General features: G+C 63.0%; 19 protein-coding genes, 1 tRNA gene and 2 riboswitches. Of the genes, 9 read left to right on the top strand and 11 right to left on the bottom strand.

The features are described from left to right. The first annotated feature begins 192 nt into the window (after positions 1–192). Entirely contained in the window at positions 193–972 is a 780-nt protein-coding gene (locus RN01_RS03990; protein ID WP_017512720.1) for a hypothetical protein, read from the top strand. After that, positions 969–2,150, top strand: coding sequence for a hypothetical protein (locus tag RN01_RS03985; protein WP_017512721.1), 1,182 nt, complete (start codon positions 969–971; stop codon positions 2,148–2,150). Before RN01_RS03990 ends, RN01_RS03985 begins: the two co-directional genes overlap by 4 nt. A gap of 45 nt (positions 2,151–2,195) precedes the next feature. Here the strand turns inward: RN01_RS03985 and RN01_RS03980 are convergent, their stop codons facing one another. From RN01_RS03980 to RN01_RS03970, 3 genes are all read right to left on the bottom strand, one after another. After that, positions 2,196–2,780 (bottom strand): hypothetical protein, encoded by a 585-nt coding sequence (locus RN01_RS03980; RefSeq protein WP_223277294.1) that lies wholly within the window; start codon positions 2,778–2,780, stop codon positions 2,196–2,198. A gap of 205 nt (positions 2,781–2,985) precedes the next feature. Then, a complete protein-coding gene (locus tag RN01_RS03975; protein ID WP_017512723.1) occupies positions 2,986–3,615 on the bottom strand; it encodes a hypothetical protein in 630 nt (209 codons plus the stop codon). A gap of 70 nt (positions 3,616–3,685) precedes the next feature. Next, positions 3,686–4,111 carry a hypothetical protein gene (locus RN01_RS03970; protein ID WP_017512724.1) on the bottom strand — a complete coding sequence of 142 codons (426 nt, stop codon included), beginning with the start codon at positions 4,109–4,111 and terminating at the stop codon, positions 3,686–3,688. Between the two features lie 225 nt (positions 4,112–4,336). Between RN01_RS03970 and RN01_RS03965 the strand changes: the two genes are divergently transcribed. Then, positions 4,337–4,591, top strand: coding sequence for a helix-turn-helix domain-containing protein (locus RN01_RS03965; protein WP_017512725.1), 255 nt, complete (start codon positions 4,337–4,339; stop codon positions 4,589–4,591). 61 nt (positions 4,592–4,652) lie between these two features. On the opposite strand, the gene RN01_RS03960 is transcribed toward RN01_RS03965, so the two are convergent. The 4 genes from RN01_RS03960 to RN01_RS03950 all read right to left on the bottom strand — a co-directional run bounded on the left by RN01_RS03960 (position 4,653) and on the right by RN01_RS03950 (position 7,314). Continuing rightward, positions 4,653–6,032 (bottom strand): hypothetical protein, encoded by a 1,380-nt coding sequence (locus tag RN01_RS03960; RefSeq protein ID WP_017512726.1) that lies wholly within the window; start codon positions 6,030–6,032, stop codon positions 4,653–4,655. Between the two features lie 18 nt (positions 6,033–6,050). Next, positions 6,051–6,314: an AlpA family transcriptional regulator gene (locus RN01_RS32780; protein ID WP_080672721.1), complete on the bottom strand. Its 264-nt coding sequence runs from the start codon at positions 6,312–6,314 to the stop codon at positions 6,051–6,053. A 57-nt stretch (positions 6,315–6,371) separates the two neighbouring features. Next, positions 6,372–7,058 carry a hypothetical protein gene (locus RN01_RS03955; protein WP_133258046.1) on the bottom strand — a complete coding sequence of 229 codons (687 nt, stop codon included), beginning with the start codon at positions 7,056–7,058 and terminating at the stop codon, positions 6,372–6,374. Between the two features lie 180 nt (positions 7,059–7,238). Then, positions 7,239–7,314: transfer RNA gene (locus RN01_RS03950), tRNA-Arg, on the bottom strand. Between the two features lie 426 nt (positions 7,315–7,740). On the opposite strand from RN01_RS03950, the gene RN01_RS03945 reads away from it, so the two are divergent. Beyond that, positions 7,741–8,625, top strand: coding sequence for a cytochrome c5 family protein (locus RN01_RS03945; protein WP_024569212.1), 885 nt, complete (start codon positions 7,741–7,743; stop codon positions 8,623–8,625). 118 nt (positions 8,626–8,743) lie between these two features. On the opposite strand, the gene hemN is transcribed toward RN01_RS03945, so the two are convergent. Then, positions 8,744–10,246, bottom strand: coding sequence for an oxygen-independent coproporphyrinogen III oxidase (gene hemN, locus RN01_RS03940; RefSeq protein ID WP_024569213.1), 1,503 nt, complete (start codon positions 10,244–10,246; stop codon positions 8,744–8,746). Positions 10,247–10,481: 235 nt separating this feature from the next. On the opposite strand from hemN, the gene RN01_RS03935 reads away from it, so the two are divergent. After that, a complete protein-coding gene (locus RN01_RS03935) occupies positions 10,482–11,669 on the top strand; it encodes an ABC transporter substrate-binding protein (protein WP_017514017.1) in 1,188 nt (395 codons plus the stop codon). Positions 11,670–11,692: 23 nt separating this feature from the next. On the opposite strand, the gene RN01_RS03930 is transcribed toward RN01_RS03935, so the two are convergent. The 3 genes from RN01_RS03930 to RN01_RS03920 all read right to left on the bottom strand — a co-directional run bounded on the left by RN01_RS03930 (position 11,693) and on the right by RN01_RS03920 (position 16,154). After that, the gene (locus RN01_RS03930; RefSeq protein WP_017514018.1) at positions 11,693–13,006 is read right to left on the bottom strand and encodes an ATP-binding protein; all 1,314 of its coding nucleotides are present in this window, start codon (positions 13,004–13,006) and stop codon (positions 11,693–11,695) included. Positions 13,007–13,010: 4 nt separating this feature from the next. Then, positions 13,011–13,742 (bottom strand): response regulator, encoded by a 732-nt coding sequence (locus RN01_RS03925; RefSeq protein WP_017514019.1) that lies wholly within the window; start codon positions 13,740–13,742, stop codon positions 13,011–13,013. A gap of 324 nt (positions 13,743–14,066) precedes the next feature. Further along, positions 14,067–16,154: a UvrD-helicase domain-containing protein gene (locus RN01_RS03920; RefSeq protein ID WP_024569214.1), complete on the bottom strand. Its 2,088-nt coding sequence runs from the start codon at positions 16,152–16,154 to the stop codon at positions 14,067–14,069. 291 nt (positions 16,155–16,445) lie between these two features. Here RN01_RS03920 and RN01_RS03915 point away from each other — a divergent pair, with 291 nt between their 5' ends. The 4 genes from RN01_RS03915 (at position 16,446) to gcvP (ending at position 21,779) form a co-directional block, all read left to right on the top strand. Continuing rightward, positions 16,446–16,667: a glycine zipper 2TM domain-containing protein gene (locus tag RN01_RS03915; protein WP_011517909.1), complete on the top strand. Its 222-nt coding sequence runs from the start codon at positions 16,446–16,448 to the stop codon at positions 16,665–16,667. Between the two features lie 154 nt (positions 16,668–16,821). Continuing rightward, a riboswitch (glycine riboswitch) is annotated at positions 16,822–16,909 on the top strand. Between the two features lie 21 nt (positions 16,910–16,930). Next, positions 16,931–17,050: riboswitch (glycine riboswitch) on the top strand. Positions 17,051–17,157: 107 nt separating this feature from the next. Beyond that, complete coding sequence (gene gcvT, locus RN01_RS03910) at positions 17,158–18,285, top strand: glycine cleavage system aminomethyltransferase GcvT (protein ID WP_017513571.1); 1,128 nt, start codon at positions 17,158–17,160, stop codon at positions 18,283–18,285. A 103-nt stretch (positions 18,286–18,388) separates the two neighbouring features. After that, positions 18,389–18,769, top strand: coding sequence for a glycine cleavage system protein GcvH (gene gcvH / locus RN01_RS03905; RefSeq protein WP_008647396.1), 381 nt, complete (start codon positions 18,389–18,391; stop codon positions 18,767–18,769). 85 nt (positions 18,770–18,854) lie between these two features. Continuing rightward, positions 18,855–21,779 (top strand): aminomethyl-transferring glycine dehydrogenase, encoded by a 2,925-nt coding sequence (gcvP, locus tag RN01_RS03900; RefSeq protein WP_017513570.1) that lies wholly within the window; start codon positions 18,855–18,857, stop codon positions 21,777–21,779.

Raw genomic sequence — 21,779 nt, 5'->3', positions numbered from 1 at the left:
CGTCGAATTTCTGGACCGAAATCGTCGCCCTGATATTCATGTCCCGTTTGCTGCCGGCGGGTTCCGCCAATATGGGAAGTCCACCTTTCATACGGGGGAACGACGTTCGTCGGGCCACCGGGTCCGTCGGCAAAGCATTTTCCGTTACACGGGACACCGCTGGGCTCTGGCTGCGGCATTGGAGGCGCGAGCATGTCTAGCTATCTAACTTACATGACGGCAGTCAGCAGTGACCTACGCCAGATTCCAGTATGGGAGCCCGGCGCGGCGACAGCATTGGGGGATTACGGCGAAATCCGAAACAAGCAATGGCAGCGCTTGGGCAGCATTTGGGATCGGCTGCCAGAAGTTAGCCCAGGACTTCGCGACGAGTCGACAGCGCACCTGGAATTGATGTGCCGTGGAAGCAGCGAAGTCTGTAACGGTGGCGCCTCGTTAAGTCATGATGGATCAGTCGGGACTCTGGGATTGTCGATTCGGTTCAGCAAGGGCAACTCGGTGTTCCTGCGGGCACAGGCGTGTGAAACGCGATCCCTCAGGCGCCTCCATGCAATTGCGCAACATTTGGTCCTCTATGACAAAGAATGGCAGAAGCACTGGTCGATCGTAAGTGAGGTTCAAACCGCAGAGCGCTTTTTGGTGATTGTTTGCGGCAAGACTGGGGGACAGGTCGAAATACGGGCGAAGAGTCGGGATGTCCTAGACGCGCTCATCGCCGGTCACCTGGAGGGCAACGCAAACCTGCAGATCAGCGGAACCGACATAGTGCAATTCGTTGGAAAAAATGGCCCAATCACTATGTCGCTCTTCAGGGTGCGAAGCACGTGGCTTGGGAAGCCAGAGGCGATCCCCCAACGGCTTCAATCAGCGCACGGCGAAGCGCAATCCGATCCCGCAGAGGTAGACGAGGTGAAGGCAGAGGCCTTCATGAATGAGATTGCGGCTGCGAATGCAGAAGAGAATCCGCTATGAACATGTCGCTGCCTGCAAGTTCATCGGTCTTATCATCGTATCAGGAAGCATTCGGCGTCTCGTCGGCTATTCTGAGCGAACTCCAGAGGCGCGGCGGGCCACTGCCCTTGTGGGCTGCACAAAGCGCGAAGGACCGCGAGGACTGGCTCTATTCATTGCACGAGGCTGTGACTGAATGGGACTGGCCGCAACAGGTGAGGGAAGCAAGCGCAGGCCTGTTGGATAAGGGATCACATCTGGGGCTCGCGGATATCGGCGGAACAGCCGCGACAATCATGATGCCAATCTCAACGCCGGGCTTTCTTCGGGTTCTCCTTGAGATGCTTGGTTACCCGTTCGTTTCGCCGTTATCGTCGGACCCACAAGCCACGACGCTTCTCGACGGAAGGCGGATGGATACAGCGGCGCGCGAGTTCGAGCGTACGCTTGGCATGATCCATGACACGGGCTATTTGGACGCTCGAGCGGCTGACGTGGCGTTTGGCGGAGCAGTGACCACGGGAGTTCGATTCCTCTACTATCACGAACTCGGCCATGTAATGAGGTCTGCCGAGGGGGACACGAGTAGACCGTCTTGGCTTGTTCCAGAAGAAGAATATCTAGTCGAAGAGTTGGTGGCGGACCAGTTCGCATTTGTGATGCTCACCCTGGAACTCCGCCGCCATCCCATAATGCAGCCGTCCGGATTTGCCGGCATCGCGCTCGCACTTGCGTTCGTAGCCGCAAAGGAATTTGCTTCGACCACATACGGAGGCGGGCGACGTACGACCAAGAATGCCACCCATAGGATGCATAGGCTCTTATTTTGGGCGGCGAAGAGTGCTGGCATGGGAGTCATTACTGAGGAGGCAGTAGCGGTCGGGAAGTGCTTCTGGGATGCCTCGCACGGACTCTTCGCCAGAGTTCAAAGTGTACCTTCTCCACTGTTTTCTCTGCTGCTGCAGACCGCAATGCGTCCGGTCCAGGATTGGCCGACTGCGAGCCTCCACATCCTGCGGTGGTGCGCGTTTGGCGATCGATCTAAGGTAGTCTCGACGATCCGATCCATTCGCGACGAAGCCCAGCGTCAAGCTTCGCAGCACTCGAGGGCAGAGGCGGTTCTGAAACTGATTGAATTTGTGCTGGCCGACACGAATTGCGTTCGCGTGCCACTCGGGCTAGCCGAAGCGCTGGACTAGGTCTGCAGTGAAGCAATGATGGCACTCTAGGTATGGTTGCGCGAGTTAGCGCGACTCGAATTCTTGTTCGGGCACGACCACCCAATCAGGATGCGGTGAATGTTCGAGCAGATCGGCAATCGAGCAAGCGCGGCTTGCACCGTCGCGCTCCTGCGACAGGGTTGTAGCCCAAGTATTTGGCAATGCCTCATCGCGAAGAAAGTCGGCCCATGCATTCGGACAGCGTGCTCGTGTGTGGATCAACGCATGCGCCCGCTTGGAGACGGGATAGGCGTCCCATGGTCGAGCATAGTCCTCATTATGAAGCTGGGTGCGGCCGGCAGTGCCGGTCACCGAGCACACATCAATGTACGTGAGCCAGCCGTTGGCCTGATAGAAGCGGAGTAGCTGCCAGCCCCGGATACGTGCCGCCCCGCAGTAGCCGTTATACGGCCCCAAGAGCGGCCAGCGCCATTGAGGGAGGTGGCGCACCGTCTGTGGACGGTCGAAAGCAAGCATGACGAACTGAAAGCGGTACACCTGCGGGACGATGTCACTGCGACACCCGCCTTGACAACCACTGTCAGCAGAATTGCCAGATTGATCGCTGTCGATGGAATTCTCAGCAGGCGCCTGTGTAAACGCGTTCAAGTTTGCTCCCCCATCCTATGGTTGATGCAACCGGTTTCAAAATCGGTGGCGAAATTGACTGCCCTGGTGCAATTCGTTGTCAATGACTGCCATGTCCGCGTCAGCGAGCGTTGCGCCCGTCGGCGGCCTAGCGACTGAAGACTGGGCACCAACGGGAACCGATGCCCAAGCCCTCACGATCGCCGTACCAGGGTTACCACTCCCGTCAGTTCAAGTACCGCGTGGTGAAAGTACGGTCGAGACTCGCGAAGAAGTGCTCTCGGTACTTGGCCACCAGCTTCTGATACGACCGGGCGATGTCATCCTGCGTGTCGGCTTTTCCGTCCGGAATCGAGAACCTCTCGTTGACGGCGAATGTCCGCACCACCTTGCCGCGCTCCTCCACCTCGAAGCTGACCCGCACATTCATAAAGAACTCGCGGTCTCCGCCAAGAGAAAAAATCCCGACAATGGGAACCTTTGCAGCGGCCTTCAGCACCCAGTAGGCATCCGCTATCTCTATGCGGGCAATTACCCGCTGCGCGTCTTCGGTCCCACGTGTCGTTGCACCGTCGAAGTAGGCCTTGATGTCTGCGGCGACAGTCTCCGCAGTGTTCGATCCGATCGGCATATAGCTGGCGCTGAACGTGGTGTTCTCAGCAGGTACGGGCGGTGGTGCGTCGTTTTTCACTTCGATGGACGAGACCACAGATTTCTTGCTGTCGCTGATGGATGTGCGCACCAGGCTAGCCGACTGCGACACGTCGATAGGCGGAAGAGGAGCGCATGCGCCAAGCAGGAAGGAAATGATAGCGGCTGCGCATAGCCGCTTTGGGAAGCCTGCAATGTAGGTCATGATGGTCTCGTGTTGTTTTGGGCTGCGAGTGACCACAGCCGGTGCGACATAGTCCGCGAGCGATACCCAATCAAGGATTTTCGATATCCAGCTTCAGGTCATTTGCTGCGTCGCTGAATGCGCGCTCGGCCGCAGCATCGGCCGGTGCGGTCGCGTCGATGCTGTCCATATAGGTCTGCCAGCGCGAGTAGACCTTTTTGATCCCATCACGAATCGCAGACGGATGCTGTGAAGCCATCGCTGCCTTGAAGGCCGCCTTCCCCTTTTCGGTGCCCTCATTGGAGCAGGCAATCACCTCCTGCGCCTTCTGATTCCCGAAGTCGGTCGAGAGTCTGTAAGCGCTGCGTGCTAACCCTGCCAAGAAGTTGCAGTGGTGCGCAATCGAACTGAGCGTATTGATGTACTCCAGCTCCGGGCTTGGCTTGTTCTGCGCGGCGGCTACGCAGGAATAGAGCAGCGTGCAAGCGCTCATGGCTGCCAGCAGAGTTTTCTTCATGCAATGTCCTCCAATCACCATTGAGTTATCAAACTGCTGGCTTCTCCCGCGTCCACGTGCAACCGGTTTCAAGGTTGGCAAGGACTAAGGGGAGGCGATCGCCGTTGACCCTGCCTCCCAAAGCCGTCAGGTAGAAGCATATTTCCGCACAAATGAATCCCAAAGTTATCAAGATTAACTACATAGTGCGTAGACCGCAACATTTCAGGCAGCGATCCTCTCGGCATGACCAAACGGCATGCCGAACCGACGACAAGGGAGCTTTTTGCGCGCAACGTGCGGGCGCTGCGTCGCGCAAAGGAAATATCCCAGGAGGAGTTGGCCGAGTTGGCCGGCCTGAGTCGAACCTATGTCAGTTCGGTGGAGCGAGAGCAACGAAACATCTCGATCGACAACATCGGCAAGCTCGCGGCAGCGCTGGGCACGACGCCAATGGCACTGTTAGACCCGGACCTAGCAAGTCGGTTACGCGGGGAATAGACGGCCAACCCTACCGCTCGGAGCACGAGCCAGACGAGGTCAGCCTTGTCGTACAGCGGAGCTAACTTGGCTGCCTCACTACGAAACGTGCAGACAGACGCCCGATCTCACTGTCAGTGAGGAAGCGAGCAGCCGCAGATATCAGCGGTGACGCCTGAAGACCATTGGCCTGAGCGATTTCACAGGCAGTCTTGACGAGGTCCTCGTGGTCATCCGTTGGCACACCCGACAGGAAGCCCGCCAAGTATTCGCGCGTCCGGGAAAACAAGCTATCTTCTTTGGCAACATCCCTTGCCACTGATTCTTGGAGGCGATCCCTAAACTCAAGGCGCTTTCTCATTGGTACCTCGACGCGGACTGTACGAAGACCGTCCCTATCGCTGTCCTGGACATCGAACATGAGTCCGACGAACTCAAAGCTACCGTTCTCCATGATCTGGCCATCGCTGACTCGACGCAGATGCAATGGACCGGCTGGGTGCCCTACGAGGTTCTCCTCGTAAAGGGAGACTTTGGCAGCCACATCCACTTCCGACTTACCCAGGAATAGGAGATCATCCGCATAGGGAAACGAATGTTCCAAACATCTCACGGGAAGGGCTTGGTCGAGAAGCCCGTAAGCAATCTGAGGAGATGACGCCGCTCCTTGCGGCAACGCCAGCCGGCCATTTACATCCAGCACCTCGCTCACGCATACACGCGCATAGCGATTCATGCCCACCCTCGCATCGCTAGGGGGAGACACGCACAGGGTGTTTTCCAGCACCTTCCGGTCGAGAGGAAGGAGTTGGGTGGCCCCCTGTAAGTCCACGTTATCGAAGAACGCCGCGACGTCCACGATGGCGTAGTGCGTCAGATCGGGGTTCCTGAGCGCTTCTTTGATATCGGCAACGCCGACCGGCAGCCCACCGCTAAAGATCATCTGCGACCAAACGCGTCGCGCGTAGATAGCCTTCAGTGCTTCCGAGACAAGCAACTGCCGCGCTGTCATGCATGTGCCGAATTTCCACAGCCGACGCTTGCCGCCGCTGCGCTTGCGTTCGTCGTACACGAGGCATGGCTCTCGCAATGGTTTGAACGGGTTCAGTTCGTCCATGCTGCGCGCTCCGTCACGGTATTCGAGCCAGCGCGCGTAAAACGCGTCCTCCCACTCCGGGTTCTCACCAGAATCGCGCGACATCGCACGACGTAACGCCAGGAGTCGCATATCCTTCGAGGCAAGGTATCGCCCGACGTTTTCCACAAGCGAGCGCGTGCGTAAGGGACCCGTTGCAGGGGTGAACACGCGCAGCACGTTCAGCAGACTCGTCCGCCGCGCCACTGCCCTGCGCCGCCACCGACGGTAGTCAAGTGGCAACACGTGGCTAGATGCCTCCGCTTCACCGGTCTCAACGGGATCGGGTTGAGGGTGAGCAAGAATGCGACTGACGATCTTGGCCATAGTCACGAGCCCTACAATCTACTGATTCTCAGTCGACACAGCGCCATTGCGCGCTAGTCGGCGGCCCAGGGCGTTCGCAGCAGGGAGAGCGGCAGGGCGGCGAGTACAAATCCACGCGTCAAGATCGCCCTGTCGCCATGCGACTGCGCGACGACCGATCTGCACTGGCCGGGGAAATTCTCCATTGCGCATCATCGAGTAGATGGTGCTTTTGCGAAGTCCGGTCAGTTGGCATACGTATGGCAAGCGGTGCAGCGCAACCGCGTTAGTTTGGTGTTCCATTCAGTGCTCTCCGAGATCAGACAGGTGCATTGTCGTCTCGGCGGCATTGGCTTGGCGCTACGCTTGCGAAGTGCTTTTCACCCAAATGCGTACCGCCTCGTGCCCTGCTGGACGCACTCCTCTTTCCTTAAAAATCGCGACCTGCTGCGCGACAACGACTCGACCGGGAAGAGCAACGGCCGCCTGCTTACAGGCTATCGCCAGTACCCGACTAAATAGACTGCCCTTCCGGGCCGCTGGTGGCTCGGCGATGTAGGCTATCCAAACAGCAAGCGCCGCATTTACCAATCGCACTTTTTCGACGGTGGCCGGCCCCCTAGGTATGGTCTCCAGTGCGAACTCTTGGTTACCCGCAACGAACCTGGCCTTGCAGCGCGAGTTGGGAACTGTTGGAGGCGCGAACGCACCGAGTGCAGTCTTGAGTGCTGAAAGATCGCGATCGAAGAACCGGTGGTTGGCTGGAACATCCTGTCGAAGCGCGTCAATTCGCGTGACCAACTTCTGAATAGCTTGATGGAGACGTACGTAGCGATCGCCCACATTGGACGAGACAGCAATAGTGCCTCGCACACGATACATAGCGTCGACCATTTCTTTGCCGAAGCGTCTCGCATCTCGCCAGGTCCCGACCATCGGAAAAACCAGGGCGGCAATTTCCTGAATCGCCCGCTTATAAGCCTCTCTTTCGTCGGGAGCAGCGGGAGACCTGACCCGTACACGAATTCGTGGAGATTGACCAAGCATCACTCAGTGGCAAGGCATAAAAAGTGGAGACTTCTGCTTAGATTTTGCAACGGGTTGCACGGGCGCAGTCGCGACGTGCAACGGCTACTTGGAGGCATGAGCATTTTCCGTACAGTTTCCGTACGGACGAGCAAGTCAAATTTGACTCGCGATATAAGCCCATGTCTTTAAAGGAAAATTTGGCGCGCCCGGCTGGGATCGAACCAGCAACCCCTGCCTTCGGAGGGCAGTACTCTATCCATTGAGCTACGGGCGCGATGTGGGCTTTGCTGACAACGGGCGAGTGCCGCCGTCGGAAAGTCGCATAGGATACTCCGTTTGACCCGGCCCGTCCATGCGGGTTGCGCCGGTTAGTGCGATTACGGGTCTCCACGGGTCTCCCAGCCGCCGCTTTTGGCCCCCGGAGGCCATGTCTTGCGTCTATAATCGGCTCCTATTTGCGTCGCCAGAGAGACGTACCCGGGACCTGAGACAACCCGGACGCAAAAACGACAGATTCATCCCCGAAAACAGGGACGCTATCCAGACGAGGCCAGGCCGAAACGGCCAGGCGCGTGGACGTGGGCAGTTGAAGCCGCGCTGCGACGCCAGAGTCGTCCGGATAGCGTCTCCGAGGGCCAGACAAAGCAAGCCGCCCCCAACGTGCTGTGCAATAGGTTTCCCGCAAAATCGAGAGTTCTGTATGAGTGACGTCCACCAAGAAAACGACCACCACGAGTCGCCAATCAAGACCCCCAAGCAGCTGATCGTCGTCGTGATCGCAGCGTTCCTGATCCCGATCCTCGTCATCATCCTGCTGGTCAACTTTGTCGGACACGGCACCCGCGAAGGCGCCGGCTCAACACAGTCTGCCGAGGCAATCAACGACCGGATCAAGCCCGTAGCCTCGCTCGAAATCAAGGACCCCAACGCACCGCGCGTCCTGAAGACCGGCGAAGAGGTCTACAAGGCCGTCTGCGCAGCCTGCCATGCCAGCGGTGCCGCTGGCGCGCCGAAGTACGGCGTGGCGGGTGACTGGGCGGCCCGCATCGGCCAGGGCTTCGACGGCCTGATGAAGTCGGTGCTCAACGGCAAGAACGCGATGCCTGCTCGTGCCGGCACCACCCCGGACGACCTGAGCGACTACGAACTGGCCCGTGCCGTGGTGTACATGGCCGACGCCGGTGGCGCCAAGTTCCCTGAGCCGGCAGCCCCAGCCGCTGGCGCACCGGCCCAGGCCGCCGCCCCGGCAGCCGACGCACCCGCCGCCGCCCCTGCTGCTGCAGCGCCTGCCGCCGCCGCGGCTCCAGCCCCTGCTGCTGCCGCTGCTGCACCGGCCGCCGCTTCGGCTGAAACGGGCAAGAAGGTCTATGAACAAGTCTGCGCGGCTTGCCACGCCTCTGGTGTGGCCGGCGCGCCGAAGTTCGGCGACAAGGCCGCTTGGGCACCGCGCCTGAAGGAAGGCATGGACGCAGTCCACAATTACGCGCTGAAGGGCAAGGGCGTGATGCCGCCGAAGGGTGGCTATGCCGGTCCGGACGCCGACGTGATCGCCGCTTCGAACTACATGGCAGAGGCCGGCAAGTAAGAGCGAATGACAGTGACGCCGGGGGCAACCCCGGAAGTCACCCCGGCTCCACAAAAAAAGCCCGCGAATATCTCGCGGGCTTTTTTTATTGGCTCATTTGCTGAGCATCAAAATTTCTTTAAACGACGCGTGAGTAGCGCACCAGCGGGATGACCTTCGCGTCGTTGGCCGCCGGCGCTGCCGGCTTGGGACGCAACGCGTCTTCACGCAGATAGTGGTCGAACACCATCGCGATGCGACGCACCAGCAGTCGACCCAGCGGCGTGATCTCGATCCGGTTCCGCGTGCGCCGAAGCAGATGGTCCAGGGACAGCTTGTCGAGGTCGACCAGTTCGGCGGCGAATTTCTGCGCGAAATTGATGCTGTACGCGGCTTCCACGGCAGGAATATCGAGCGTGCCGTTGCACATCAGTTCGCCGATGATGAACTTGCGCAGGCGGTCGTCTTCCGAGGTCTCGAACCCGCGCACGATCGGCAGTTGGCCTTTGTCGAGCGCGGCGTAGTACTCGTCCGTGGTGCGCGCGTTCTGCGCGTAGTGGCCCGCCACAGCGCCGATCGCCGAGACGCCGAAGCCAAGCTGGTCGTAGCCCGCGTGGGTGGCATAGCCCTGGAAATTGCGTTGCAGCCGACCTTCGCGCTGGGCGATGGCCAGATCGTCATTCGGCAACGCGAAATGGTCCATGCCGATATAGACATAGCCAGCAGCGGTCAGGCGCTCGATCGTCGATACGAGGATGTCGAGTTTTTCCGCGGCAGGTGGCAATGCGGCGGGATCGATGCGGCGTTGCGGTTTGAACACATGCGGGAGATGCGCGTAACTGTAGACCGACAGGCGGTCCGGGCGCATTTCCAGCACGCGGTCGATGGTTGCCGAGAAGCGTTGCGTGGTCTGGTGCGGCAGTCCGTAGATCAGGTCCATGCTGATCGAACGAAACCCGAGGCGTCGCGCGGCCCGCACCACGCCGTTGGTTTCCTCGTACGACTGCACCCGGTGGATGGCCTGCTGCACTTCGGGATCGAAGTCCTGCACGCCGAGGCTGATTCGGTTGAAGCCAAGTTCGCCGAGCAGTTCCATGCGATCGTCGCCCACGCGGCGCGGGTCGATCTCGATCGCGTGCTCTCCCTCAGGCAGCAGCTCGAAATGCTTATGCAACGCCGACATCACGTGGCGCATTTCAACGGGATCGAGGAAGGTCGGCGTGCCGCCACCCCAATGCGACTGCATGACCGCGCGGCGCTCGCCAAGCTGCTCGGCGGCCATGGCCATTTCGCGTGCCAGATAGTCGACGTAACGCGCGCTGCGGGTGTGATCCTTGGTGATGATCTTGTTGCAGCCGCAGTAGTAGCAGATGTTCTCGCAGAACGGGATGTGGACGTACAGCGAAAGCGGTGCCGGTGCATTCGCGCGGCAGGCATCCAGGGCGCGCCGGTAGGCGGCGTCTCCGACTTCACCGTGAAAGCGGTCGGCGGTGGGATACGACGTGTAGCGCGGGCCGTTGCCATCGATGCGGCCGGCAAGTTCGCGGAAGTCGGCGAGTGCGGTGCGGTCGAAGGCGGTAGACGGGGATGCGAGGCCGGAAGGAATAGCGGTATCGGGGGTGTCGGACATGGGGGCGGACATGATTGTGGTGCTTTCTAGGCGGAAGTACGTCCGATCCTATGCCTCGCCCGGGAGCGCCATCTTGATAAGCATCAAGGCCACGTCATGCGTGCGCCCGCCAGCCCCGCCGACGTGGGGAGCCAAGTCGCGTGCAGGTCACGGGAGCGTCATGAAGCGCCGATAGTCTCGGCCCGGTCTCGCAGCCCTGTGCTGCGCGGCGTCCTTTTTTCGCTCACACCGCTTCCGAACCACTGCCATGCGCCAAGCCCCACCGCAGTCGATATCGTCATGCGTGCCCGCGTCTGCAGGGCGTCGGCGCTCACTCGGCGCACTGGGCGCACTGGGTTCGCTCGGCGCGTTGTCATCACTGGCTGGAATCGCGCCGCAAACCGCATTCGCGCAGCCTGCGCCATCGGGCGCGCGCCGCCAGCTTGTCGTCGGCCAACTGGTCGATCGCACCGGCCCGCAGGCCGATCTTTCGCGCGACTACCTGGCCGGCGCGAAGGTGCTGTTCGACGCGTACAACGCGTCCAACGGCAGCCTGCGTATCGTCCACGTCGCACGCGATGCCGATACGAATCCGCGTGGCGCCACGGCCCAGGCAGTGGCACTGGCCGACAGCGAACATGCCGAAGTGCTGTTCGGGCCCGGCGATGCATTGCTGCCCGCGCTCGCGGCTTCCACCGAACTGTCGCGCCGTGGCGTGCAGATCGTGGCACCGCTGTCGGGGCTCTCGCTGAATGCCGAGAACGTCTGGTTCACGCGCGCCGACTATCAATCCGAACTCGACGCAGCAGTACGTCAGCTACGCGGCTTCGGACTGACCGCGGTAACACTGGCGGTCTCTCCCGATTTCGCGGCGGGCACGCTCGCTGCAGGCACGCCCTGGCTGTCGCGGCTGGAGAAAGCCATGTCGGTACAGACGGTGCCGCTCACGGGCAACTTCGACGAGAGCGCGCGCCGCATTGCGGCGGGCCGTCCGGGTGCGGTGATCGTCGGCGGCGACACGCTCGCCTACGGCAGCCTGGGTCGCGCGCTGGCTGCGCAGAACTGGTACGGATTCCTGGTGGGGTTGTCGGCTGTCAGCCCGTTGTCGGCGCGTGAAATCCTCGGCACCGGCTATGCGGGCGGGATGGTGGTGACGCAGATCGCGCCGGGGCCGCAGGAGTCGACGCTGCGTGTGGTGAAAGAGCATGTCGCGCGCATGAAGCAGTACCTCGACGAGCCGCCCTCGCCCGCCACGCTGGCCGGCTACATTGGCGCCGCGTGGCTGGTGCGCGCGGCCAGCGGAACCAAGGCGCCCGGACCGGTAGAGCTACGTCGCGCGCTGCAGACGCGCGTCGACGTTGGCGATTTCACGCTCGACTTCACGCGCGGACTACGCGGTTCGCAGTACGTGCAACTGGCGCCGATCAACAAGAGCGGTGTGCCCCAACGCGCCTAGGCAATCGATGCCCCGACGCCCCGTCAGGCGCGCGGCAGCACAATGCGTACCCGCAGTCCGCCCTCGGTACGGTTGCTTAGCGTCAGTTCCCCGCCGTGCCGCGCCACGATGTCGGCGGCGATCGCCAATCCCATTCCCACGCCACCTGTGGCACGGCTGCGCGACGACTCCACGCGATAGAACGGCTCCAGCACGCGCTGGAGTTCCGCAGGCGGAATCCCCGGGCCGTTATCGGACACGTCGATGATCACCCGCTCGGCGCTGTCGGTCAGCACGATATGAGCGGCGCCGCCGTACCGGTGCGCGTTCTCCACCAGATTGACCACCGCGCGGCGCAGTTCGGCCGGGTACGCCAGCAGCGGCACAGCAGTGCCGGAAAGCCGCACGTCCTGGCCCATTTCCTGGGCATCGTCGACGATGGCCTGCAGCAGTGCCAGCACGTCCACGCGCTGGCGCGGGCCGGCGGCATCGTCTCGCTCGCGCAGGTAGTACAGCGTAGCGTCGATCAGTCCGTTCATCTCGGCCAGATCCTGGCGCAGACGGTAGCGCACGTTGTTGTCCTCGATGCGCTCGATGCGCAGGCTCATGCGCGTCAGCGGCGTGCGCAGATCGTGCGACACCGCCGCCAGGAAGCGTGATTGCTGCGCCAGTTGAGTGCGAATGCGCTGCTGCATCAGGTTCAGTGCCCGGGTAGCGTCGCGCGCTTCGGCTGGCCCCGTCTCCTCCTCCAGCGGTGGCGCGTGGACGTCCTGCGCCAGCCGGTTCGCGCCACTGGCCAGTTGCTGCACGGGCCGCGCCAGCAGACGCGCGCCAACCCACGACGCAATCAGGATGGCCACGAGCTGGAACAACATGCCCAGGTGCGGCGGCCAGAGACCTCGAATATGGAAACCGGACGGTGGCCCAGATGGCCCAGGTGGTCCGGGCGGCATGAGTACGCCGCCTTTCTGCATGCGGAATGCGTCGGGATGCAGCGGGGGCCCGTCGTTGTCGCCGTCGTCATCGTCATCATTGGGCGGTGGTGGCGGCCCGTGCGGATGGCTGAGCGATGCGAACGCGCCCGGCAGTGGTGCAGGCAATGGGTGGCCGGCAGCCTCGGCTTCCGAGGCGGCGCGGCGCATCCGTTCCATGTAGCGCTCCGAACCCGGGCGCGGGAAGAACCCCTCGATCACGGTCACGCCCAGCACGTGAACGGCAAGCATGATCGCGGCCATCACGAAGAACAGCCGCACGAACATCGAATCGAAGCGCCTTCGGGGTGTCTCCAATGCGCTGGAACGCAATTCGGGCCGCACCATCGGTGGATCGTCCGCCGACGGCGGCATCTGCGCGGCCATGCCGTCAGTGCTCCACGGTGCCCGTGAAGACGTACCCTTCGCCACGCACGGTGCGGATCAGTGCCGAGTCGCGCGGATCGTCACGCAGCTTCTGGCGCAGACGGGACACCAGCAGGTCGATGCTGCGATCGAACACGTCCAGATCGCGTCCACGCGCGGTGTTGATCAGCATCTCGCGATCGAGCACCCGATTGGGATGCTCGATGAACGTCAGCAGCAACCGGAATTCCGCGTTGGAAAGCGGCACCACCGTGTCCTCGGCATCCACCAGTTGGCGCAGCGTGGTGTTCAGTCGCCATGCCGCGAACCGGACTTCATGCCCGGGCGCGGCCGGCGCCGGACGTCGCACGTCGGCACGGCTGCGACGCAGCACGGTATGGATGCGCGCCACCAACTCACGCATCTCGAACGGCTTGGTCACGTAGTCGTCCGCGCCCACCTCGAGTCCCACCACGCGATCGGCCAGTTCCGCGCGGGCGGTCAGCATGATCACAGGCAGGTTGCTGGACTCCCGGATTTCGCGGCACAACGTCAGGCCGTTCTCGCCAGGCAGCGAGAGATCCAGGATGACGAGGTCGTATTCCTGCTTCGACATCGCCGCACGCATGGCAGTGCCGCCTTCGGCACCTTCGGCCTCCATGCCGAATGTGGCGAGGTATTCGGCCAGCATGGCCCGGATTTGTGGGTCGTCGTCGACGATCAGCAGGCGGATTGGCAGAGCGGGGGACAGGTCCATGGCGAGCTTGCGGATGGGAACGGCCGCGGAACCGCGGCCGGATGGAGCACCCAATGTACCAGCTTGCCCATTACAAGCGATGCCGGTTTTGTATCAAACTTGATACGTGCTCAAAACGCCACAAGCGGCGAGAGGCGGAAAAAAACGCCCCCGGTGCTGCCGCATCCGGGAGCGCTCAACAGGGAAGAAGCCGGGCTCGCATGCGCCCAGCACACACCGCAAACCGAAGGGTAGGCGCGGTGTGTCGCGACAGACGCCGAGACGAAAGCGCGCATTCCAATCGTAGAGAGCCGGTCATCGCGAAGCTTGTCCGGCTTGTATCAATCATCCCGCAGCAGGCTTGCCGAGCAGCGCCTTGAGCCCGGCCAGACGATCCTTCGGGCTCATCGCCGGGGTCTCGTCCTTCGGGGCGGGACTGTCCTCGAGCTTCATCTCGGCGATGAAACGCGACGGCTCGCACGAATACGTATCGCGGGCGCGCTTGCGCTTCCGGCACCAGCTGATCTGCAGACTGCGCTGCGCGCGCGTGATGCCCACATACATCAGGCGGCGCTCCTCCTCGATCTTCTCGTCGCCCATTTCCTCGTCCTCGCGCGAGTGAGGCAGGATGCCCTCCTCCACGCCGACCAGGAACACGTGCGGATACTCCAGCCCCTTCGACGCGTGCAGCGTCGACAGTCGCACCGCATCGGGATCTTCCTCGCGGCCTTCCAGCATGCTCATCAGCGCCACGGTCTGCGTAAGCTCGAGCAGGTTCTTGCCTTCATCACCGAAACCATCGGCGGTGTCGAATCCGGTGGCTTCGCCCTCGCCTTCCGGCTCGGGACGCGTGCCCTTGCGTTTGAGCCAGTCGAGGAATTCGAGCGTGTTGGTCCAGCGCGATTGCGCCTGCCGCTCGTCGAAGGTGTCGTAGAGGTAGGCCTCGTAGTGGATGCCTTCCATGAGATCGTCAAGCACCACCGTGGCCGGGTCCGTCTTCGCACGATCGGCCAGCCGCACCATCGACTCGCAGAACGTGCGCAGCGGCTCAAGCTGGCGCGGCTGCAGCTTTGCCTCGATGCCACCCATCATGGCCGCCTCGAACAGCGATGCCTTGGCCTGGCCCGCGAACGTGCCGAGCACTTCAAGCGTGGTGTTGCCCACGCCACGACGCGGCGTGGTGATCGCGCGGATGAATGCGGGATCGTCGTCGGGGTTGGCGATCAGGCGCAGGTACGCGCAGATGTCCTTGATCTCGGCCTTGTCGAAGAAGCTCTGACCGCCGGAGAGCACATACGGAATGCGCTCGCGGCGCAGGATCTGTTCGAACAGCCGGGCCTGGTGATTGCCGCGATAGAGGATTGCGTAGTCACGGAACTGCGCGCGCCGCTCGAACTTGTGCGCGGACAGCCGGAACACCACCGACTCTGCCTCGTGCTCCTCGTCGTTCATCGGGTGGATCGCGATCGGATCGCCCATGCCGTGTTCCGACCACAGCTTCTTGTCGAACAGCTTCGGGTTGTTGGCGATCACCGCGTTGGCGGCTTCCAGAATCCGCACGGTCGAACGGTAGTTCTGTTCGAGCTTGACCACCTTCAGACTCGGAAAATCGGTCTGCAGCAGGCGCAGGTTGTCGAGCGTGGCGCCACGCCAGCCATAGATCGCCTGATCGTCATCACCCACTGCGGTGAACGCCGGCGCGCGCAGATGCGAGCCACCGGCCAGCAGCTTGAGCAACTGGTACTGGCACGCGTTGGTGTCCTGGTATTCGTCGACGAGGAAGTAGCGCAGGCGGTTCTGCCACTTCAGTTGCACGGTTTCGTCGCGCGCGAACAGTTCGGCGGGCAGGCGGATCAGGTCGTCGAAGTCCACCGCCTGGTACGCGTGCAGCGTGGCCACGTAATTGCGATACACCATCGCGGCCTGGTGCTCGTCGGCATCGCTCGCCTGCGCGAGTGCCGTCTCCGGATCGATCATGCCGTTTTTCCACAGCGAGATCGTGCCCTGCACGCTGCGGATCAGCTTCTTGTCCGTGGTGCCAAGCTGCTCCTGCACCAGACCGAAGCAGTCATCGGAATCCATGATCGAGAACTGCGGCTTCAGGCCAAGGTGCTCGGCTTCCATGCGCAGGATCTGCACGCCGAGCGAATGGAACGTGCAGACCGTGAGTTGCTTGAGCGGAATCCGCTTGCCCTCGCGCGTGGTCTTGCCCTCCATCAGCTTGCCGATGCGCTCCTGCATCTCCTTGGCCGCCTTGTTGGTGAACGTGACGGCGGCGATGTGGCGCGGCTCGAACCCCTTGTCCTCGATCAGGTGCGCGATCTTCTGCGTGATCACGCGCGTCTTGCCCGATCCGGCACCCGCCAGGACGAGGCATGGCCCGTCGAGATAGCGAACGGCTTCGGATTGCGCGGAATTGAGCCCGTGGGACATGTGATCTTTGATGAGGATTGGCCAGGATCGGCCGAAAAGGCGCGGATGAAGCACACCGGAGCCGGTGCGCCAAAGCTGGCGATGTTAACACGCGCCTCGTGTCACGCGCCTCGTGTCTGGTCGCACCCTGCACGTGTGTCGGAGACCGTCCTACGGCAAGCGTTTCGAGCCCGTAACAATCGTAAGCCGCGGGCACCCGGGCACGGCATCGGCCTCTCACTTATCACAGCGTGCCGCATGGCTGGCGCGCGTGGCAGTACCGCATGTCGACAACAAAGCACTGGAGGCCATATGACTACGTTCCGCACGATTTCGAAGCTCACACTGATTGGTGTCACGCTTGCTGCCTTTGGCGGCTGTGCCGACATGACGCCGAAGCAGCGCAACACGGCGATCGGCGCGGGCGTCGGTGCCGTGGGTGGCGCCGTACTGACCGAAGGCAGCGCGCTGGGCACGCTCGGCGGCGCCGCCGTGGGTGGCGTGATCGGTAACGTCACGACCAAGGGTCACTAAGGGTTGTCCCAGGGCCGCTCATCAAAGGCCTGTTACCGGGCGCGATGACGGCCACTGACAGGTTGGCGAGGGCCGCCCGCAACGGGCGACCACGCACGGGGCCGGGCCTGCCGCACGAGGTTTGACAAAGGCAGACCGGTCCCGTACATTCACGCGCATCCGGCCGGGAGAGCGCGCAGCGATTGCGCCGCCGAAGGGGTATCACCCGAAAACTCTCAGGCACCATGGACTGGCTGGATCGGCATGCAACATGCACACAATGCATGCCGCACTCTGGAGAGCGACATCCGCTATTGCAAGGCAATGGTGAGCATGTCCACCGAAGGGGCGCACGAAGCACCACGCTTCGTAATCTCTCAGGTATCGAGGACAGAGGGGTCATTCGCGGCAGCGGACTGGTAGCGCATTGGCGCGACCGGACGCTGCGGCGGATGACCCTTTTTTCGTTTTCGAACCACGGTTTTCGAACCGAGCGCCCCCAAGGATATCCATGACGCTCCAGGCCACGCCCCTCAACGCCATCCACCGCGCCCTCGGCGCCCGCATGGTCGACTTCGGCGGTTGGGACATGCCGGTCAACTACGGCTCCCAGATCGAGGAACACAACGCGGTACGCGCTGACGCCGGCATGTTCGACGTCTCCCACATGTGCGTGGTGGACCTGAGCGGCACCCACACGCGCGCCTTCCTGCGCGGCCTGCTGGCCAACAACATCGACAAGCTGCAAACGCCGGGCAAGGCGCTCTATTCGTGCATGCTCGACGAGAAAGGCGGCGTCATCGACGACCTGATCGTCTACTTCTTTGCCGAGGACCGGTTCCGCCTGGTGGTCAACGCCAGCACGGCCGTCGGCGACATCGAATGGATCCAGTCCCGCAACACGGCCACCGGCAGCGGCGTGACGATCACCCCGCGCCGTGGCGACCTGGCCCCGGCCGGCGTGAGCAAGCTGGCGATTGTTGCAGTGCAGGGTCCGAACGCGCGCCAGAAGGTGTACGACGCATTCCCGTCGACCCAGCCCGCCGACACGCTCAAGCCGTTCAACGCGGTGGTGGTGCACGACGCCGAGATGGGTGAACTGATGGTGGCCCGTACCGGCTACACCGGCGAAGACGGCTTCGAACTCGTTGTGCCGGCGGAGAACGTCGCGGGCATCTGGGAAAAGCTGTCCGCCTCGGGCGTGCGTCCCGCCGGACTCGGCGCGCGTGACACGCTGCGGCTGGAAGCCGGCATGAACCTGTACGGCCAGGACATGGATATCCACACCTCGCCGCTCGATGCGGGACTGTCGTGGACCGTCGACCTGCAAAGCGAACGCGACTTCATCGGCAAGTCGGCACTGCTGGCCAGCGGCCAGCAAAAGACCTTCGCCGGCCTGATCCTGCGAGACAAGGGTGGCGTGCTGCGCGCGCACCAGAAGGTCATCACACCGGCCGGCGACGGCGAAATCACCAGCGGCACATTCAGCCCGTCGCTGTCGCAGTCGATCGCCTTTGCCCGCCTTCCCCGCGACATTGCCCCCGGCACCGAGGTGCAGGTGGAGATTCGCGACCGCAGACTGACCGCGACTGTGGTTAAACTGCCGTTTGTGCGCAATGGCAAGGCACTCGTGAGCTGAGGCATCGCCCGGCTTCACACCAACGGTCGCCCTTACATCCCCCCGGCGGGCCAGCCAGGGGGATGCCTGAAACAAGAAACACACTGCATTCCGGAGAACCTCAATGAATTTCCCCGCTGACCTGAAGTACACCGAGTCGCACGAATGGGTGCGCGTCGAATCCGACGGCACGCTGACGATCGGCATCACCGATCACGCGCAGGACGCGCTCGGCGACATCGTCTTCCTGGAACTGCCCGAAGTGGGCAAGTCGGTCGGCGCCGGCGACGCGCTTGCCGTGGTGGAATCGGTAAAGGCCGCCTCCGACATCTACGCCCCGGTGGCTGGCGAAGTGATCGCCGTGAACGAAGCCGCCTCGGCCTCGCCGGAATCGGTCAACGCCAATGCGTTCGACGCCTGGCTGTTCAAGCTGAAGCCGGCCAACAGCGACGACGTGAACGGCCTGATGAGTGCCGACGCTTACAAGGCCAGCGTCGGCGCCTGAGCCCCGACACCCCGACTGATTCGATGCCGCAAACGCGGCGGCCAGGCTGACCACCTGCCGCCGCGCCCCCACGAGATTCCTTGCCATGAACGCCCCGCTCCCCATGAACGCTGCCGCCCAAGGTGCCCGGCCCACGCTGGCCGAACTGGAGGCGCGCGACGCCTTCGCCGCCCGTCATATCGGCCCCGATTCCGCCGAACAGCAACACATGCTCAAGGTGCTCGGTTTCGAGAGCCGCGCCGCGCTGATCGACGCCGTGGTGCCCGCCGCGATCCGTCGCCGTGACGGCATGTCGCTGGGCGAATTCACCGCACCGCTGACCGAGGAGGCCGCGCTCGGCCGCCTGCGCGCGCTGGCGGGCAAGAACCGCGTGCTCAAGAGCTTCATTGGCCAAGGCTATTACAACACGCTCACGCCGGGCGTCATCCTGCGCAACATCTTCGAGAACCCGGCGTGGTACACCGCGTACACGCCGTACCAGCCCGAAATCTCGCAAGGTCGTCTGGAAGCGATGCTGAACTTCCAGCAGATGATCACTGACCTGACCGGCCTGGATATCGCCAACGCGTCGATGCTCGACGAAGGCACCGCTGCCGCCGAGGCGATGACGCTGCTGCAGCGCGTGAACAAGCACGCATCTAACACGTTCTACGTGGCTGAAGACGTCCTGCCGCAAACGCTGGAAGTGGTTCGCACGCGCGCCCTGCCGCTCGGCATCGAGGTCAAGGTCGGCCCCGCCGCTGACGCCGCGCAGGCCCATGCCTTTGGCGTGCTCCTGCAGTACCCGGGCGTGAATGGCGATGTGGCCGACTACCGCGCGATTGCCGAAGCCGTGCACGCCTCCGGTGGTCGCGTCGTGGCCGCTGCCGATCTGCTGGCGCTGACGCTGATCGCCGCGCCGGGCGAATGGGGCGCCGACGTGACCGTGGGCAACTCGCAGCGCTTTGGCGTGCCGCTCGGCTTCGGTGGCCCGCACGCGGGCTACATGGCCGTGAAAGATGAATTCAAGCGCTCGATGCCGGGCCGTCTGGTCGGTGTGACGATCGATGCGCAAGGCAACAAGGCCTATCGTCTGGCGCTGCAGACGCGCGAACAGCACATCCGCCGCGAGAAGGCCACGTCGAACATCTGCACGGCGCAGGTCTTGCTGGCCGTGATGGCGTCGATGTACGCGGTCTACCATGGTCCGCAGGGCCTCAAGCGCATCGCCCAGCGCGTGCATCGCCTGACTGCCACGCTGGCCGCCGGCCTGAAGACGCTGGGTCACACGCGGCTGAACGCTACGTTCTTCGACACGCTGACGCTGGAGACCGGCTTCAACACCGAGGCGTTCCATGCATCGGCCACGGCACGTGGCATCAATCTGCGCCACGTCGACGCCACGCGCATCGGCATCTCGTTCGATGAAACCGCATCGCGCGACGACGTGATCGCGCTGTGGGAAATCTTCGCGCACGGCAAGGCCGTGCCCGACTTCGACACGATCGAGGCCTCGGTGCAGGACGGCTTCCCGGCGACGCTGGCGCGCCAGAGCGCGTACCTCACGCACCCGGTGTTCAACACGCACCACGCCGAACACGAGATGTTGCGCTACCTGCGCGCGCTGGCCGACAAGGACCTCGCGCTCGACCGCACGATGATCCCGCTGGGCTCCTGCACCATGAAGCTCAACGCCACCAGCGAGATGATCCCGGTGACGTGGCCCGAGTTCAGCAACATCCACCCGTTCGCGCCGCTCGACCAGACCGTCGGCTATCGCGAAATGATCGACCAGCTTGAGGCGATGCTGTGCGCCGCCACCGGCTACGCCGCGGTGAGCCTGCAGCCGAACGCCGGCTCGCAGGGCGAGTACGCGGGCCTGCTGATCATCCATGCCTATCACGCGAGCCGTGGCGAAAGCCATCGCGATATCTGCCTGATCCCGTCGTCCGCGCACGGCACCAACCCGGCGTCGGCGCAGATGGCCGGCATGAAGGTGGTGGTGGTGGCCTGCGACGAGAACGGCAACGTCGATCTGGAAGATCTGGCCAGGAAGGCCGAGCAGCACAGCAAGAACCTGGCCGCGATCATGATCACCTACCCGTCCACGCACGGCGTGTTCGAGCAGGGCGTGCAGCAGATCTGCGACATCGTGCACAAGCACGGCGGGCAAGTCTACGTTGACGGCGCGAACATGAACGCGATGGTCGGCGTGGCCGCGCCGGGCCAGTTCGGTGGCGACGTGTCCCACCTGAACCTGCACAAGACGTTCTGCATTCCGCACGGCGGTGGCGGCCCGGGCGTCGGCCCGGTGGCAGTGGGCGCGCATCTGGCGGACTTCCTGCCGAACCAGGACAGCGTCGGCTATCGTCGTGACGAGAACGGCATCGGCGGTGTCTCGGCCGCGCCGTTCGGCTCGGCCAGCATCCTGCCGATTTCGTGGATGTATATCGCGATGATGGGCTCGGCCGGCCTGACCGCCGCCACCGAGAACGCGATCCTGACGGCCAACTACGTGGCCCGGCGTCTGTCGCCGCACTTCCCGGTGCTCTACACGGGCCAGCACGGCCTGGTGGCGCACGAGTGCATCCTGGATCTGCGCCCGCTGCAGAAGGCCACCGGCATCAGCAACGAGGACGTGGCCAAGCGCCTGATGGACTACGGCTTCCACGCGCCGACCATGAGCTTCCCGGTGCCGGGCACGCTGATGATCGAGCCGACCGAGAGCGAGGCACTGCACGAGCTCGACCGCTTCATCGACGCGATGATCGCCATCCGTGGCGAGATCGCGCGTGTCGAGGACGGCAGCTTCGATCGCGAAGACAACCCGCTCAAGCACGCGCCGCACACGGCCGCCGTGGTGGTCAGCGACAAGTGGAACCACAAGTACACGCGCGAGGAAGCCGCCTACCCGGTGGCATCGCTGCGCACGCAGAAGTACTGGCCGCCGGTTGGCCGCGCGGACAACGTGTACGGCGACCGCAATCTGTTCTGCTCGTGCGTGCCATTGAGCGAGTACGCTGAAGGCTGA

Source organism: Cupriavidus sp. SHE (genome assembly GCF_000812445.1).
GTDB lineage: Bacteria > Pseudomonadota > Gammaproteobacteria > Burkholderiales > Burkholderiaceae > Cupriavidus > Cupriavidus metallidurans.
This window is presented reverse-complemented; position numbering and strand designations above follow the sequence as displayed.

Coding starts and splice junctions, on each gene's coding strand:
- RN01_RS03990 (WP_017512720.1), top strand. CDS start 193: ATGTCTAGCTATCTAACTTACATGACGGCAGTCAGCAGTGACCTACGC.
- RN01_RS03985 (WP_017512721.1), top strand. CDS start 969: ATGAACATGTCGCTGCCTGCAAGTTCATCGGTCTTATCATCGTATCAG.
- RN01_RS03975 (WP_017512723.1), bottom strand. CDS start 3,615: ATGACCTACATTGCAGGCTTCCCAAAGCGGCTATGCGCAGCCGCTATC.
- RN01_RS03970 (WP_017512724.1), bottom strand. CDS start 4,111: ATGAAGAAAACTCTGCTGGCAGCCATGAGCGCTTGCACGCTGCTCTAT.
- RN01_RS03965 (WP_017512725.1), top strand. CDS start 4,337: ATGACCAAACGGCATGCCGAACCGACGACAAGGGAGCTTTTTGCGCGC.
- RN01_RS03960 (WP_017512726.1), bottom strand. CDS start 6,032: ATGGCCAAGATCGTCAGTCGCATTCTTGCTCACCCTCAACCCGATCCC.
- RN01_RS32780 (WP_080672721.1), bottom strand. CDS start 6,314: ATGGAACACCAAACTAACGCGGTTGCGCTGCACCGCTTGCCATACGTA.
- RN01_RS03955 (WP_133258046.1), bottom strand. CDS start 7,058: ATGCTTGGTCAATCTCCACGAATTCGTGTACGGGTCAGGTCTCCCGCT.
- RN01_RS03945 (WP_024569212.1), top strand. CDS start 7,741: ATGAGTGACGTCCACCAAGAAAACGACCACCACGAGTCGCCAATCAAG.
- hemN (WP_024569213.1), bottom strand. CDS start 10,246: ATGTCCGCCCCCATGTCCGACACCCCCGATACCGCTATTCCTTCCGGC.
- RN01_RS03935 (WP_017514017.1), top strand. CDS start 10,482: ATGCGCCAAGCCCCACCGCAGTCGATATCGTCATGCGTGCCCGCGTCT.
- RN01_RS03930 (WP_017514018.1), bottom strand. CDS start 13,006: ATGGCCGCGCAGATGCCGCCGTCGGCGGACGATCCACCGATGGTGCGG.
- RN01_RS03925 (WP_017514019.1), bottom strand. CDS start 13,742: ATGGACCTGTCCCCCGCTCTGCCAATCCGCCTGCTGATCGTCGACGAC.
- RN01_RS03920 (WP_024569214.1), bottom strand. CDS start 16,154: ATGTCCCACGGGCTCAATTCCGCGCAATCCGAAGCCGTTCGCTATCTC.
- RN01_RS03915 (WP_011517909.1), top strand. CDS start 16,446: ATGACTACGTTCCGCACGATTTCGAAGCTCACACTGATTGGTGTCACG.
- gcvT (WP_017513571.1), top strand. CDS start 17,158: ATGACGCTCCAGGCCACGCCCCTCAACGCCATCCACCGCGCCCTCGGC.
- gcvH (WP_008647396.1), top strand. CDS start 18,389: ATGAATTTCCCCGCTGACCTGAAGTACACCGAGTCGCACGAATGGGTG.
- gcvP (WP_017513570.1), top strand. CDS start 18,855: ATGAACGCCCCGCTCCCCATGAACGCTGCCGCCCAAGGTGCCCGGCCC.